Genomic DNA, 13,524 nt, shown 5'->3' with positions numbered 1-13,524 from the left:
TATTCTTCAACTGTTTGATTTTTTTAATAATTGCTTCGGTACATATAAGCGCTCTTTACTATTCAATAGAAAGCTGAATATTAATGAAGAGATCCCGTAAAATAAAAAAGGCTTCTTTATTAATATAACCATTCTGAATAATGGAAAAGAATCTCAAATAACTTATCAATATGTACCCTCTTTCCTCTGTATTTTACAGAGGAAAGATTTTTAAATTAACTTCAGGATAGGAAATAGAATATGTTTATTGCAAAAAATATCTTTGTCTTTTTACTATCGATTTTAGTTTTGTGCCTGTTGATTATATTTTTTAATTATCTGGGCTTTAATGAAACAGTCAACCTGTTACTCTCTTCAACCTTGTTTGGGCTATTTATTACATGGTACTTCAAGGGGACTGAACTATGCCTTGCGCTGTTTAGCTTTTTTTATTGTGCCATGCTGATTATTAGCCAGAGTCTGGAAGTAATCCTGATGTTTATTACCTCCGTTTCTGTGTATCTGTTAATGACTAAAGTATGGCCCAGACTTAAAAGTGTCAATCTCAAACCCGGGACCAAACAGCTTAGAACGGATTAACACCACGATTTACCATACCAACTTTTCTGGCAAGCGGAAGTGTGCTCTGTTCTGCAAGTAAAAGCGCTTCCAAAAAAGCTTTCAGACGGGGTTCATCCAGACAAAGCGGGTTAAAGTGAGCTTCGCCCAGAGACAAAAAGAATGACTCAATATTGGTATTCCGCTGTACATATTTCATTGACCAGCGCTTAAAGGTATAGTCCTCAATGTAATGTGTACTGAAATGCTTCACATCAAGGTGCCGGGCATCTGTCTTTATTTTTTCAAATAGATGCTCAACAATATGCTGTTCGCCTTCCAGACACTGAAAAAATGCATTATCGGCGTAATACAGCACGCCATAGATACAATGCCGGGTATTGAAGTCACGGGCTTCGGTGAGGATGTCGCGTAAATCTTGCAGCAAATCATCGCGATTTTCATTGCGGTTGCTGGCATAACACAGTCGTATATTCATAAAGATTTCCGCAAATAATGAAAGTTATTATCAAAGATAATTTTTTAAAACTATCATATATTTACAGAATAGAGAAAACTTTAATTTTTTATTTTTCGGTCAATTTTTATGGTCTTTTGCACTTTTCCTGCCAAATCCTGTTTAGAGCTGTTTCAAGAAGTCCGATAAACCTTGCGGTGCACGGCCATTCAGTCGGCTGCTGGTGGTCACCCGAACCAGATTGCTCCAGGTAATTTTGCAGCATTGCGTAATAAATTTTTTTATCAGGGAGACATCCTCATGGCAGCTAACCGGTTCAAAACCGCCTGCCTGAAGATAAGCATCGGCACTAAAACTTAAGTTGGCGCCATGGATATGCTGATGATCCATACTATCCTGATAATGTGCCAGATATTTTTGCTGTTTTTCCGGAGGTAACTGGCTCAGATCATCCAGCATCACGATTCCACAGATTGCATCTGTGGGCTGGTGTTGCATCTGGCGCAGTAACCAGTCCGGCTCAACAATGGTATCGGCGTCGGTACAGGCAATCCAGCGTGCTCCCTGCTGAATCAGATGCCGGATTCCCAGATCTCTTGCCTTGCCGACACAGGCATAATTGCATTCGATCCAGTTGACCTGATATGCCTGTACAATTGAACGGGACTGATCGGTACAACTGTCTAAAACCACGACAATGTCGACCTGATCATCATCAATATACTGAACTGCCTGCCGAATTGATTGCAAACAGGCCGCTAAGAACTGTTCTTCATTATGTGCTGGAATCACAATGCCTATTTTCATATTAACCCCTGCTGTTTGGCCAGAGAGCAAGGATTTACTGTCCAGAGATCAATGATAAAGTCCGGATCATTCAGGCTTAAATAATGAGACAAAGATAAAGACTGCTTTAAATGCTGATGTACCAAAGCCGCATTCAGTTCAAAATCCTGAATATCATGGCGCCAGTGACAACAGAGAATTTCACCTTGTGGTGTCAAGCTGACTTTGAGCTGCTGTATCAGCGATTGTAGCTCATTCAATGAGAGGTAATAGGCCACTTCACTGATGACAATCAGGTCAAATTTCTGTTCAGGAAAATATTCGGGGATCTGGTGCTGTTCAACGATGACATGCGTCAGGTCCTTCAAACGCTGTGAAGCCCAGTGTACGGCGTGTGCAGAAACATCGACACAGAGCAGCTCTCCGGAAATTTTTGCCAGGCAAGCACTTAGATGGCCATTGGAACAACCTATTTCCAGCACTTTGGGATAATGTTGCTGGGTCAGCACAGCCAGACAAATCTGCCTTTTACGGGCTTCATACCAATGCTGGTCATAGCCCCAAGGGTCATTATTGTGGTGATATAAAGCTTCAAAATATTGGCCGGCATTATTCATAAAGATACACTTCCCATGGCATCAACAAACGGTCGATGATGGCTGGAGATAAAACAGCAGCCTTGCCTGTAGTGTCATCCGCCTCTATCTGGCTTTTAAATTGCATAATGGCCTGACGTTTTTTGGTTAATTGTGATGGTGTTAAACGGTAAGATTGAGCTTTTTGCCACGGGATACGTGGATCATCAGGCTTGGCCCAATGCCATGCCCAGATCATTACATGCCAGCAGGTCAGATCATGTTGTGTAGCAAAGGCCTGTACCGTTTTTCCTACAGCTTCATGGTCTGGATGACCATCTTTTGCATAGCTACAGATCAGGATATCGCCCGTTACAACATGTTCATTCAGGGCTTGCCAGAGCTGTTCACTATGAAGATGGATTTGTCCATCAGTTAAATTCAGGGCAATACGCCGGGTATGTTCAAAAAGCCCCAGACAATGCAGAGCAGCCACACTTTCCTGTGGTCGTATCTGATCTAACTGTTCCGGGCTGTATTTGCGTGACTCTGGATGGCTTTGCGTACCATTGCTAACAGCAACAATCACCAGTTCACAATTCAAAGTACTTAACTGTTGCAGCAGGCCGCCACACCCCAGTATTTCATCATCAGGATGTGGCGCTATAACCACCACCCTTCTGGAACGGAATTGTTCAAGGTCGAGAGCCGGCAGAGGCTTTTGTTCAAATGCACAGAGCCATTGTGTTCTGGACGTCCCGGTTCCTTCAATGATCCGGTCTTCGACCAAGGGATGCTTTAGAGTACCCATGCTACTTGCTCCTGTAAACATTGTTCAGCAATTTGTTCATCATCAAATGCCGCATGGCTTTGCCGGATAAATACCGGCAAATCTGCCATTAACTGGGCAAAGGTTGCCTGTTCACAAAATGGCCGTGCCCCCAGTGCTTTTCCGACACCTTCCATAACGGCCAGACAGCATTGCTCTGTCTGTGCACGTAATATTCGTATTTCCCGTTCATGGCTGAGTTCGGGTTGAGCATCGATACGCCTTGCCGTGTATTGGAAGTATTCTCTGGTCACCGCAAGCTGGCGTGCCAGTTCACCTAGATACATTTTCTTAAATGAATTTGGAGCGACAAGACAGCTGTGTTGCAGCTCTTCCATTAAACGCACTGCTGCACCATACCAGCAAGCCGCTACACCTGCAGCGCCGTGCCAGAATCCCGGCCGGGCCAGATAGGCATTCCGCTCACCTATCAGCTCGATGGCAGTATCTTCAAAAGTTACCCTGGCCGTTCGTGTCCCTTGCATGCCGGCAGCTTGCCATTGTTCCAGATCAATCGTAATGGAGGGTTGGTTTAAATCAACCATACAGAGTTGAGCCTGTCCTTGTTTATCTTTAAAACTGACTAAGGCCTTTTGGATAAATTCAGCTCCTGAACACCACGGTTTAATGCCGTAGCAGCGATTGTTTTCTATCTGTAATGGTGCTGGCCCACCCTCTGCAGCCCAGACGGCCCAGATCTGATTATCGTTTAGAGTGGTATAACCCAGTTCATGCAAAATACTTAAGGCATCACAATGTGACTCAAACAGCTTGGCCAGACTTAAATCAGCCCCTGCAATACGGGCAAAGACCTGCCAGCGCTGATAAGTCTGACCCGAAGCCGGTTCTGGGAGCCGGCCTATGGCATGAACCAACTGTTTCAGCACAAGCGGGCGATGCCGGGCTTTTTCTTCGGCTGACTTGTTTTCGAAGTTATTTAAAAGGTCAAAAGTTGAGTTTTTTATAGATATTTTACTGTTCATTCTAAATATGAATTCAAATCAATTTATTTAAAAAATAATGCAAAAAATTTGTTTAGTTAAAGCATTAAATTGTAATAAAAAGATAACTATTTAAACGGGAAGCCATCTAGTTATTTCATTTTGTTTCATTGTCATTTAAATATAGGCTTTAAGTGAAACTACAAAATCATCCTGTAAGGAATATTTAAAACCTGACCATTTCTACAAAATATCAAGTAGCTTAAGGGCTACGGTTTTATCACTTTTATAGAAGAGGTTTGAAAATGACTACTTTAAATATTCAGGATATTAAAAAACATGCTGATGTAATTGCCTCTTGTGGCACCAAGATCGGAACAGTGGATCATCTCGAGGGTGATAGCCAGTTAAAACTGACCCGTGATGAAAATGACCAGCATCATCTGATCCCGACAGCATGGATAGGCGAAGTCAAAGATGACAAGGTGGTACTGATTAAAAATGCTGAAGAAGTAAAACAGCAATGGCAAGCCATCTAGAGCAAGCCTGATCTATCCAGAAATGACCGCCTTTAATGGCGGTCATTTGCTACCTACTTGAGATTATTGCACTATCGGGAAACCTTACGAATACAGCGCAACTTCCCCTTGAGCCCTGGTCTTGAACCTGCGATGGAACCACATATATTGGGTCGGATACCTGCTAATCTGATTTTCAATGATCAGGTTGACCCGGGTTGCATCAGCCACCTCATCCCGGCTTGGAAAGTTGTCCAGTGGCGGCTCTAGCAAGATATGGTATTGAGGGTTACGGATATCGCCGGTGCGATAGAAAAACAAAGGGATTGCAGGCACTCTGGAAATATTCATCAGACGTCGGTGGGCGGTTAAGGTTGCTGCCTGAATATTAAAAAATGGAGCCATAACTCCCTGTTTTAAGCCAAAGTCCTGATCGGGACTATACCAGATTGCACGTCCTTGCCTGAGATGGCCGATTAAACTTTTCATGTCGTTTTTTGAAATCTGATGTTTATAAATGCTTGCCCGGGAACGGCTGATTAACATATCCAGTAAAGGATTATTTTGCGGACGGTAAACGACATCGAGATCGAAAAAGCAGCTACTGACATATCCACCAGCATCCAGTAAGGTGGTATGGGTTCCTAACAAAAGAATACCTGTATCACGGGACTGTAAAATATGTTCTAAACCATGAATATGAATACGGCGTTGATACCATTTGGGCCTATACCAGGCATTCAGCGCTTCAAACAGGCCCACCATCATATTGAAAAAGACCTGCTTTGCCTCTGCTTCTCGCTGCTGTTCATTTTTATCTGGAAAGCAGAGTTCAAAATTTCTTAAGGTAGTTTTTCTTCTGGATTTTAACACTTTCCAGGCGATCGTCGCGAGGATATCAGCCAGCCTCCATTGAATAAACCACGGTAAAATTGCAAATAACATTAAAATAGTCAGCGCTATCCATATCGCCCAATATCTGGGCAATAAAAATGACCAATAAAACTTACCTGTTTCATACTTACGTTTTAAATCCATTTTGACCATGTTTCTTAAGAAAAACTACACAGCCTAGCATATATAAATATTTTATGTTGCCCTGTACTTACAAGTACTACAAATCATGGGTTTTAATTCAGGAGTATTCACTATAAATAATCTTAACTCGCTGAATAATAACTTTTAAATTTAATTTAATGACCAGTTATACATAATATTTAATTTATGTGATAAATCCCTTGTTTTAAATATATATTCAATCCTATGACTCATTTTGGCCTTCAAAGGCCTGTTTGTTGTGATTAAAAACGTAGCATATATAAAATAAATGGTTATCCAGCATCCTATAGGGATTAAAAAAGACGAACATTTTAGGTCAATGATCGTCTTTGGTAGAAGTTTTGGCCAAATGTAACTGAACAGTTAGCCCTTTCGTTTCACCAGAATCTGATGCGCAGCAATCCCGCCAACCAGACCCCAGAAGGCTGAACCAATGCCTAATAAGGTAATGCCTGAGGCTGTAAGCAAAAAACAGATGATGGCAGCATCGCGGCCCTGTTCATCTGCCAGCGATTGATGCAGGCTGTTCATTAAGGTTGTTAACAAGGCCAGTCCAGCCAGAATATGAATTAAGACGGTTGGTAAGCCATTGAACAATATAAAAATGGCACCGCCAAAAAGCCCGGCAATCAAGTAAAAAATACCAGCCCAAGTTGATGCAATATAACGTTTTGCCGGATCAGGATGAACATCGGGTGCCATGCAAAGCGCTGCAGTAATGGCAGCAATACAAATGCTAAAACCACCCCAAGGTGCCAGAATCATGGCAGTTAATGAGGTACAGACCAGCAAGACCGAAGTTTTGGGTGCGTAGCCACGGGCCTGCAAGATCGCGATACCGGGAGCATTTTGCGAAGCCAGTGAAACAATAAAAAATGGAATACCGACACCGATCAGTGTGGTCATGGTGAAATGTGGTTGTATAAAGGTAGGCAAGCTAAATAGATGACTGGTCTGGGTGAAATGCAGGTCACCGCTAACTGCTGCAACTGCTATGCCGGTAACCAGTGTCACAATAATGGCATAAAGTGGAAACCAGCGCCGGGCGAGGACAAATGCCGCCAGCATGGCAATGCATAGTGTGAAATTGATCTGGAGTGCCTCAAAGGTACTTAAACCGAAACGTAACAGAATGCCGGCCAGCATGGCAGAAGCAATCGAGCGCGGAATGTAGTTCATGAGTCTGGCAAAAATACCGGTCACACCACATAAGAACATCAGCCCTGAAGCAAAGATAAATACGCCGACCACTTCATGAATACTTACCCCGCTCAGGCTGGTGGCGAGCAAGGCAATCCCGGGAGTCGACCAGGCGGTCAGGATTGGTGTGCGATAATAAAGAGAAAGACCAATACTGGTGATTCCCATCCCGATACCGAGCATCATCAGCCAGCTTCCGGTTTGTGAAGCATCTAGTCCGGCCCTGTCCAGTGCCTGCAAAATGATGGCTAGAGAACTGGCATAACCCACCAGTACTGCCACCAGACCTGTCATGATCATGGCTGGTGAGGAGGACCTGAAAAATGCTAAGTTACGCATAGAAGTACTTTACTGAAGATGATGGTATTGCGACTAAAATATCATCGTCTGTTATAACGGACAATCATTTTTAAGCAAGAAGATCGCTGTTTATGCAAGATATTCCACCAAATGTGGCCGAGGCCTTAAAAAAACTGAGAACTGAGCGGGGGTTAAGCCTGAGCCAGACTGCCGAATTAACCGGTGTGAGTAAAGCCATGCTTGGGCAAATCGAGCTGGGTAAATCGAGCCCGACCGTTGCGACACTCTGGAAAATTGCTACGGGGTTTAATATTGCATTTTCAACTTTTCTTGAAGGTGGAAGGTCTGTTGCTCAACCTGAAATCCATCATTTCAGTGATCTGGCCGTGTTTGAACAGCAGCAGTCCGGCATGCGCGTCAGCCCTCTTATTCCTTTTGATCAGGAGTTACGCATGGATGTCCTGAAAATCGAGTTATTGCCCGGTGCCAGAAGTGAATCTAGCCCGCATGAAGCAGGCGTGATTGAACATATCATTGTGCTTGCCGGTGTACTGCAGTTACAGCTTGAAGAAATACAGCATACAGTTCATGCCGGTGAATCAATCCGTTTTCAGGCCGATATTCCACATATCTATGCCAATAGCGGTGAGCACAGTGTGATCATGCACAACCTGATCCATTATCCTCATCCGGGCGTTTAAATCTCTACCGGCAAACGCGTTACTTGGGCCTTAAAGGATCTTGGCAAGGTCTGAAAGGTGCTGGATGGTATAGGTAATATCGAGTTTGTGTTTATTTTCAAGTTGTTTGGGATTATACCAGCAGGTCGGGATTTGGCAGGCAGCAGCCCCCTTGATGTCTGCTTCCAGACTGTCACCAATGAACAGTATATCTTCTTTGGCAATATTGCTTCTGGCTAAACAGGTCTGAAAAAAGCGCTGATCCGGTTTTTCATAGCCCACCTCATCAGAAACATAGAGATCGGTAAAATGTGGTAACAGACCTGCCAGCTGTAGCCGTTTTTTTTGCTGATGCAAAATGCTGTTTGAGGCTGCAAAAAGCTTATATTTTTGACTCAAATATTCAATTGCTTCTGCAGCGCCGTCTTCGAGCGTATGCTCTCTGGCCAGATTGCCCTGAAAGGTATCACGGAAATGATCATGGTCGATTTCAATTTTTAATGCCAAAAACAGTTCTTTAAAGCGGCTGTTAATTACATCTTGTACCGTAATCTGCCCTGCTTTCTGTTTTTCCCATAACTGATGGTTAATCTGTTTATAAGTCGAATAGGTCAAATCATCATGCTGTAAATCAAATGCCCCGAATGATTTTACAAAGGCAGAGCGATTCGCCACACTAAAATTCAGCAAGGTATCATCAATATCAAAGAAAATCGCCTTAAACATCCATCTTTCCGCAAGTTCATCCTAAATCTGGGGCATTTTATGATACCGTCCAGTCAAATGACAATGCAGTTAAGGGACAATCATCTTGGGGGTGTCGTGCTGCTGGACAACAGATGCCGGTTGTCTTAATAACAGCAGTGCCGCGATAGCTGCCAATAAAATCATCGGGATACTTGAAGCAATGACCACGATTTCGCTTTGTCCGGTTCCCAATAGATAGCCTGCAATCAAGGGGCCAGAGAAGGCACCGATCCTGCCTACAGCGACGGCGGCCCCTACACCGGTTCCCCGCATGTGTGTCGGGTAATATTTTGCTGCCAGCGTGTATAAAATAGACTGGCAGCCAATCACGAACATACCGCAACTGCTTGCAAATAGCGTAAAGGTAAAGGCACTATCTGAATATGCCAGGCCAATCAGTGAAATCAGGATACCGCTATACACCCCGGCAACGATCATAACTTTATTTAACCGGTCCAGCATCCAGCCCAGAATCAGGATACCAATAGAACCGCCCAGGTTAAAACCAATCTGGATATAACTGGCCTGTTCTTTATTTAAGCCCAACCCTGCAATCAGCGACGGCAACCAGTTCTGGAACAAGGCTAGTACCAGAAGCGTTCCAAAGAAACTTAACCATAAGCTGCTCGTAATCAGGAGGCGTGGCTTTGCAAATAAAACATTAGCCAGATTTGGCCTGCTTGTCCGATCTGCTGCTGTTTTATTGAGATAGGCTTTGGATTCGGGCAAAAACTTCATCAGAACAGGGACAAGCAGCAAAGGTGCAATGCCACCGAAATAAAAGATATGCCGCCATTCATGATCGGCATTGAGAGATAAAGCCACTACGGAGGTCAGCACACCGCCAATCGGCATGCCGCAATACATGGCACTTACAGCCGTGGCTTTATATTTTTCGCTTACTGCCTCGGACACCATGGTGATGACAATCGGTAATGCACCCCCCATCCCCAGACCGGTCAGGAATCTGAGCAACAGCAAGGTGTTCAGCTCATGGGCAAAGGGTGTTAATAATGACATCAGGCCAAACATGAGGATACAGCTGATAAATACGACCTTGCGGCCAATTGCGTCAGCGATCCTGCCGGCAATCAGGGCGCCGGGTAAAGTCCCCAGAACTGCCGCACTAAATACCCATCCCATTTCAGTGCTGGTTAGCAACATTTCAGCTTTCATACGTGGAGCGGCAACGCCCATCGACTGCAAGTCAAAGCCTTCAATAATGGCAAACACAAAGCAGAGCAATAATGTCATCACGACTTCAGGTTTTGAGGCGTGCGATTCCAGATGGGGTTCTTTCAACATGGGTATATTCCTTGGAATTATTTATTTTGTATATTGTTGTGTATGTAATCCTGGGCCGAGTGCTTTTGCAGGAAGGGCAAAAAAGATTAACAGCGCGGGGAAAGTTACGCAATATATAAAAAAGTTATGAATTAAGTAATCTAGTCAAGTATTAAAAACGGGCTGAAATAAATCGAAGAAGCAAAATTTAAAATTATTTTTGCAGCAGATGCAAATTTTTTCAGCCCAGCTTGCACTTTTAAACATGAATGCTGGACTGAAAAAGACCGGTCTGCTTAGGCTGATGGAATTAGAATCTCTGGGAAATACTTAATTTATAATCGCGGCCGGTACCGGTCATATATTCGCCCAGATACATTTTGTAATCGCGGTTGAATAAGTTATCAATCGACAGGTTTAATCTAGGGCCTTTTTCACCAACGGGTTGCCAGTCTGCATATACCCCATGCAACGAATAGCCTTTGGTTTTAGGAAGTGAAAAGGAAGAAGCTGCAATTGATTTATCGTTGTCTGAAAGGCTCCGGTCTTGTGCCGCCACAAAAATGCCTCGCCACCCCATGGTCAGGTGGTGTTCCGGTACGTTCACCCCTAGTGTTGCTGTTGCCTTTTTCGGCGGGATATCCGTCATCCAGGTCTTCTGGTCGAACCATGGATTTACCGGTGAGTTATCCCGTTGTCCGCGAATGTAGGAATAGGTCAGGCCGGTAAACCACATTGGCTGGTTATAGAACAGTTCGGCCTCATAAGCCTTGATCGTATAATCTGTGACATTGCGGTAAAAGCCGTGATGATATTTTCCATTACAATCCTTGATACTGCCATTCCCGCCCTTGGCGTTATTCTCAGCCTGTGCCTTACAGAAGGTTGAGCGGTTACGGAAAATTTCATCTCCACCACGATTACGGTAATAGGTCAGGCGGACTTGTAAATGGTCGTCGTCTGCAAACAGATCATCAAAATTCATTTCATTGCCTAAACGTAGTGCCAGCATTTTTTCAGGCAATAAATAACGGCTGGTCGCGGGAACCGAGGTCATGGCAGATTGGACATAGTACTGTTCATCTATCCGTGGTGCACGCCAGGTTTTACTGATATTGGCAAACCAGGTCAGATAATCTGCCTGTTTCCAGGCCAGAGCCAGTCGCGGTGACCAGCCGGTGTAGGTCTTGCTCGAATAATCATGCCCTGCACCGGGGTCATTATAACGTGGTGCGCGGTTCGGTTTTCCGGTGTTGGTAATGTGATCATAGCGTAACGATGGTGTAATGGTGACATCATTCAGCTGATATTGGTCTTCAATAAATGCACTGAGCATTTGCTGATGGCCCGCTGGCATGTAATTGGGTTCATAATATCCAAAATTATAATCTGGCTTTTTCGAATTGGTTTTGTCGTAGAGCAACGAATTTTGCTGCATCTTTTGGTATTGTGCGCCTAGTTTGAGTTTATGTGTTCCATATCCGGTCTCAATGTCACTGATATTGCTGAGCTTGAAGGCCGTGTTGGTATACGTGACCCAACTTTCATTTCCAAGTGTGGAGGCAGAAGCGGTTACGCTGGGTAAACGCTTGTCATGCTGTTCTGTTTTGGAATAAGACGCAATGGCTTTCAGGTTGATATACGGATTCGATTCAGGGTTAAGCTCATAAGCAGCTGAGTAGCTCTGGTCTTTCTGGTCACGATAAACCAGCCGGCGTTTCCATGCCCCTTCATAGCCATATTTTTTAATGTCAGCTTCAGTGGGGACAGCATCCTGATCACGCATGGCCGCAAACGGTTCCCAGCCATCATGGCCGCTTTGCATGGCATTGAGGGTGATTTTCTGGCTTTCTGCCGGATGAATATTCAGTTTGGCCAGATACGTATCCTGTTGCTGGGCTGAATATAAAAACCTGGAGCCATCAGGACGTTTTACGTCGCCACTATCGCGATTGGTATAATAAAACATCCCGTCGAGCAGCGCATTTTCACTTTGGCCATAAACAGCACCTGTATAGGTATTTTGCTGATTATTGGAAAAACGCGAGTATTTTAACAATGCCCCGACCTTTTGACCTGCTTCAAGAAGATCTGTCGCATCCTTGGTTTCTAGCGTGACTTTACCGCCAAAACCGCCATTGCCCACCTCAACATTGTGCGGGCCCTTATCGACCGTAATTTTCTTTAAGATTTCAGGTTCGATAAAAACCGAGCCTTGACGGTATTTATCAAAACTTTTGACCGAATCATCCAGGGTAATGGGAACATCTTCAACGCCTCCCATTCCCAGAATATTAATGGTCTGTCCACCGGGCCTTGGCGATCCGGCCGAACCAACACCGGGCATGTGATCCAGTAATTGTGCAACATTGTTGGCCTGATACCGGTCAATTGCTTTCTGGTTTAACACGCTCTGGCCAAAAGGAATAATGTCATCTTTTTCAGCCTGTACCACAATTGGCGTCATTTGATAAATCTGGTTTTGCGCATTGTTCTGGGATGAGTTCTGCTGCGATTTATGAAATGCGGCGGTGGTTTCGGCATCTGTTAACGGTTGCGCTGCAAAGCTGTGCCCGGTCATTAGATTCATGGACAAGGCAATCGCAGTCGCCAGCATCAAGGGTTTAAATCCGGTGCCCTGACGGCATGACTGGTCAGGACAAGACTCGCCAAGCCCTGCTTGAGAAGACTTGGCTGAGTTATGGGAGTAAGTCATAAAAATTCAAAAATCAACTTAATTGATAATAATTATTATTTACATTTGTAATTTTGTAAACCGGATCGTGTTATTTTTCCATCAATCAGGGATTTAATTTTTAGCATGACCTTGTTTTATGCCTTGAGATTCAAATTGTTTACGGTTTTTCTAAAGCTTCGATGATCGCCAAGGCGGTTACACGTGCTGAAAACGGGTTCTGCCCTGTAATCAGGTTACCATCGCGCACTACATTCGGCATAAACGGAATCAGTTTCTTTTCATAGAGCGCCCCACGTGCTTTTGCCAGTTGCTCGGCATTATAGGGAACTTTCCTGGCGACTCCTGCCAAGACTTCTTCACACCAGGCAAAGCCTGTCAGTTTTTTACCTGCAATCAGGTATTGTCCATTTGCAAGCTGAAGATTGAGTAAGCCACAATAACCATGGCAGACACTGGCAACAATGCCTCCATTTTCATAAATATTTCTGGTGATCTGTTGCAGTTCCGGATTGTCTAAAAAATCCCACATCACGCCGTGCCCACCCGTGTAATAAATCGCATCGTAATCTTGCCAGCTGATTTCGGCAGGTTTTTTGGTGGTTTCCAGTAATTGCATGAAAGCAGGGTCATGGTTGCGCCTCAACACGGAAGCATCGGCAACGAAACGCTCAAGAGATTTGGGTTCAATTGGGGAATGACCGCCCAAAGGGCTCACAATATCCTGAATATAATCATGTTTTTCAAATTCATCGTAGGCATGGGTCAACTCCCCCAGCCATAAACCGGTAGGACGGTCAACTTTTTCATATTGAGCAACATTGGTCACTACATGCAGGATACGTTTTGACATTGTTCACCTCGGCTTCTAAGTTATTTTTAGTCTTGCTTTTGA

14 protein-coding genes are annotated in these 13,524 nt (G+C 44.2%); 3 read left to right on the top strand and 11 right to left on the bottom strand.

The annotated features are described in order from the left end of the window. The first annotated feature begins 240 nt into the window (after window positions 1–240). Window positions 241–579 (top strand): hypothetical protein, encoded by a 339-nt coding sequence (locus tag OC23_RS08090; protein ID WP_038344068.1) that lies wholly within the window; start codon window positions 241–243, stop codon window positions 577–579. On the opposite strand, the gene OC23_RS08085 is transcribed toward OC23_RS08090, so the two are convergent. The 5 genes from OC23_RS08085 to OC23_RS08065 form a co-directional block, all read right to left on the bottom strand. Next, window positions 566–1,036 (bottom strand): BLUF domain-containing protein, encoded by a 471-nt coding sequence (locus tag OC23_RS08085; protein WP_038344067.1) that lies wholly within the window; start codon window positions 1,034–1,036, stop codon window positions 566–568. The two genes, OC23_RS08090 and OC23_RS08085, sit on opposite strands and share 14 nt — an antisense overlap. 141 nt (window positions 1,037–1,177) lie before the next feature. Continuing rightward, a complete protein-coding gene (locus tag OC23_RS08080; protein ID WP_038344065.1) occupies window positions 1,178–1,822 on the bottom strand; it encodes a glycosyltransferase in 645 nt (214 codons plus the stop codon). Continuing rightward, window positions 1,819–2,418, bottom strand: a complete 600-nt coding sequence (locus OC23_RS08075; RefSeq protein WP_038344063.1) for a class I SAM-dependent methyltransferase — start codon at window positions 2,416–2,418, stop codon at window positions 1,819–1,821. Before OC23_RS08075 ends, OC23_RS08080 begins: the two co-directional genes overlap by 4 nt. After that, window positions 2,411–3,187 carry a PIG-L deacetylase family protein gene (locus OC23_RS08070; RefSeq protein ID WP_038344061.1) on the bottom strand — a complete coding sequence of 259 codons (777 nt, stop codon included), beginning with the start codon at window positions 3,185–3,187 and terminating at the stop codon, window positions 2,411–2,413. The genes OC23_RS08075 and OC23_RS08070 overlap by 8 nt, the downstream gene beginning before the upstream one ends. Continuing rightward, the gene (locus OC23_RS08065; protein WP_038344059.1) at window positions 3,175–4,188 is read right to left on the bottom strand and encodes an acyl-CoA dehydrogenase; all 1,014 of its coding nucleotides are present in this window, start codon (window positions 4,186–4,188) and stop codon (window positions 3,175–3,177) included. Before OC23_RS08065 ends, OC23_RS08070 begins: the two co-directional genes overlap by 13 nt. Window positions 4,189–4,451: 263 nt before the next feature. Here OC23_RS08065 and OC23_RS08060 point away from each other — a divergent pair, with 263 nt between their 5' ends. Then, window positions 4,452–4,685 carry a DUF2171 domain-containing protein gene (locus OC23_RS08060; RefSeq protein ID WP_038344057.1) on the top strand — a complete coding sequence of 78 codons (234 nt, stop codon included), beginning with the start codon at window positions 4,452–4,454 and terminating at the stop codon, window positions 4,683–4,685. Between the two features lie 84 nt (window positions 4,686–4,769). On the opposite strand, the gene OC23_RS08055 is transcribed toward OC23_RS08060, so the two are convergent. Together OC23_RS08055 and OC23_RS08050 are read right to left on the bottom strand one after the other, a co-directional pair. Next, a complete protein-coding gene (locus OC23_RS08055) occupies window positions 4,770–5,702 on the bottom strand; it encodes a lysophospholipid acyltransferase family protein (RefSeq protein ID WP_038344395.1) in 933 nt (310 codons plus the stop codon). Between the two features lie 384 nt (window positions 5,703–6,086). After that, window positions 6,087–7,262, bottom strand: coding sequence for a benzoate/H(+) symporter BenE family transporter (locus tag OC23_RS08050; protein WP_038344056.1), 1,176 nt, complete (start codon window positions 7,260–7,262; stop codon window positions 6,087–6,089). Window positions 7,263–7,354: 92 nt separating this feature from the next. On the opposite strand from OC23_RS08050, the gene OC23_RS08045 reads away from it, so the two are divergent. Beyond that, the gene (locus tag OC23_RS08045; RefSeq protein ID WP_038344055.1) at window positions 7,355–7,924 is read left to right on the top strand and encodes a helix-turn-helix domain-containing protein; all 570 of its coding nucleotides are present in this window, start codon (window positions 7,355–7,357) and stop codon (window positions 7,922–7,924) included. A gap of 30 nt (window positions 7,925–7,954) precedes the next feature. Here the strand turns inward: OC23_RS08045 and OC23_RS08040 are convergent, their stop codons facing one another. The 4 genes from OC23_RS08040 to OC23_RS08025 form a co-directional block, all read right to left on the bottom strand. Next, window positions 7,955–8,629: a YjjG family noncanonical pyrimidine nucleotidase gene (locus OC23_RS08040; protein ID WP_038344054.1), complete on the bottom strand. Its 675-nt coding sequence runs from the start codon at window positions 8,627–8,629 to the stop codon at window positions 7,955–7,957. A gap of 69 nt (window positions 8,630–8,698) precedes the next feature. Further along, complete coding sequence (gene mhpT / locus OC23_RS08035) at window positions 8,699–9,955, bottom strand: 3-(3-hydroxy-phenyl)propionate transporter MhpT (protein WP_038344052.1); 1,257 nt, start codon at window positions 9,953–9,955, stop codon at window positions 8,699–8,701. A 289-nt stretch (window positions 9,956–10,244) separates the two neighbouring features. Further along, window positions 10,245–12,650 carry a TonB-dependent hemoglobin/transferrin/lactoferrin family receptor gene (locus OC23_RS08030; protein WP_038344051.1) on the bottom strand — a complete coding sequence of 802 codons (2,406 nt, stop codon included), beginning with the start codon at window positions 12,648–12,650 and terminating at the stop codon, window positions 10,245–10,247. Between the two features lie 139 nt (window positions 12,651–12,789). Then, window positions 12,790–13,482, bottom strand: a complete 693-nt coding sequence (locus tag OC23_RS08025) for a type 1 glutamine amidotransferase domain-containing protein (RefSeq protein ID WP_038344050.1) — start codon at window positions 13,480–13,482, stop codon at window positions 12,790–12,792. Window positions 13,483–13,524: the final 42 nt, after the last annotated feature.

It is taken from the genome of Acinetobacter sp. A47, assembly GCF_000805455.1.
In the GTDB taxonomy this organism is placed as follows: Bacteria; Pseudomonadota; Gammaproteobacteria; order Pseudomonadales; family Moraxellaceae; genus Acinetobacter.
The sequence above is the reverse complement of the archived record's forward strand: the minus strand, read 5'-3'. Positions and strand labels throughout refer to the sequence as shown.

Excerpts from the sequence above, each read along its gene's own strand:
- OC23_RS08090 (WP_038344068.1), top strand. The coding sequence starts at position 241 with ATGTTTATTGCAAAAAATATCTTTGTCTTTTTACTATCGATTTTAGTT.
- OC23_RS08085 (WP_038344067.1), bottom strand. The coding sequence starts at position 1,036 with ATGAATATACGACTGTGTTATGCCAGCAACCGCAATGAAAATCGCGAT.
- OC23_RS08080 (WP_038344065.1), bottom strand. The coding sequence starts at position 1,822 with ATGAAAATAGGCATTGTGATTCCAGCACATAATGAAGAACAGTTCTTA.
- OC23_RS08075 (WP_038344063.1), bottom strand. The coding sequence starts at position 2,418 with ATGAATAATGCCGGCCAATATTTTGAAGCTTTATATCACCACAATAAT.
- OC23_RS08070 (WP_038344061.1), bottom strand. The coding sequence starts at position 3,187 with ATGGGTACTCTAAAGCATCCCTTGGTCGAAGACCGGATCATTGAAGGA.
- OC23_RS08065 (WP_038344059.1), bottom strand. The coding sequence starts at position 4,188 with ATGAACAGTAAAATATCTATAAAAAACTCAACTTTTGACCTTTTAAAT.
- OC23_RS08060 (WP_038344057.1), top strand. The coding sequence starts at position 4,452 with ATGACTACTTTAAATATTCAGGATATTAAAAAACATGCTGATGTAATT.
- OC23_RS08055 (WP_038344395.1), bottom strand. The coding sequence starts at position 5,702 with ATGGATTTAAAACGTAAGTATGAAACAGGTAAGTTTTATTGGTCATTT.
- OC23_RS08050 (WP_038344056.1), bottom strand. The coding sequence starts at position 7,262 with ATGCGTAACTTAGCATTTTTCAGGTCCTCCTCACCAGCCATGATCATG.
- OC23_RS08045 (WP_038344055.1), top strand. The coding sequence starts at position 7,355 with ATGCAAGATATTCCACCAAATGTGGCCGAGGCCTTAAAAAAACTGAGA.
- OC23_RS08040 (WP_038344054.1), bottom strand. The coding sequence starts at position 8,629 with ATGTTTAAGGCGATTTTCTTTGATATTGATGATACCTTGCTGAATTTT.
- mhpT (WP_038344052.1), bottom strand. The coding sequence starts at position 9,955 with ATGTTGAAAGAACCCCATCTGGAATCGCACGCCTCAAAACCTGAAGTC.
- OC23_RS08030 (WP_038344051.1), bottom strand. The coding sequence starts at position 12,650 with ATGACTTACTCCCATAACTCAGCCAAGTCTTCTCAAGCAGGGCTTGGC.
- OC23_RS08025 (WP_038344050.1), bottom strand. The coding sequence starts at position 13,482 with ATGTCAAAACGTATCCTGCATGTAGTGACCAATGTTGCTCAATATGAA.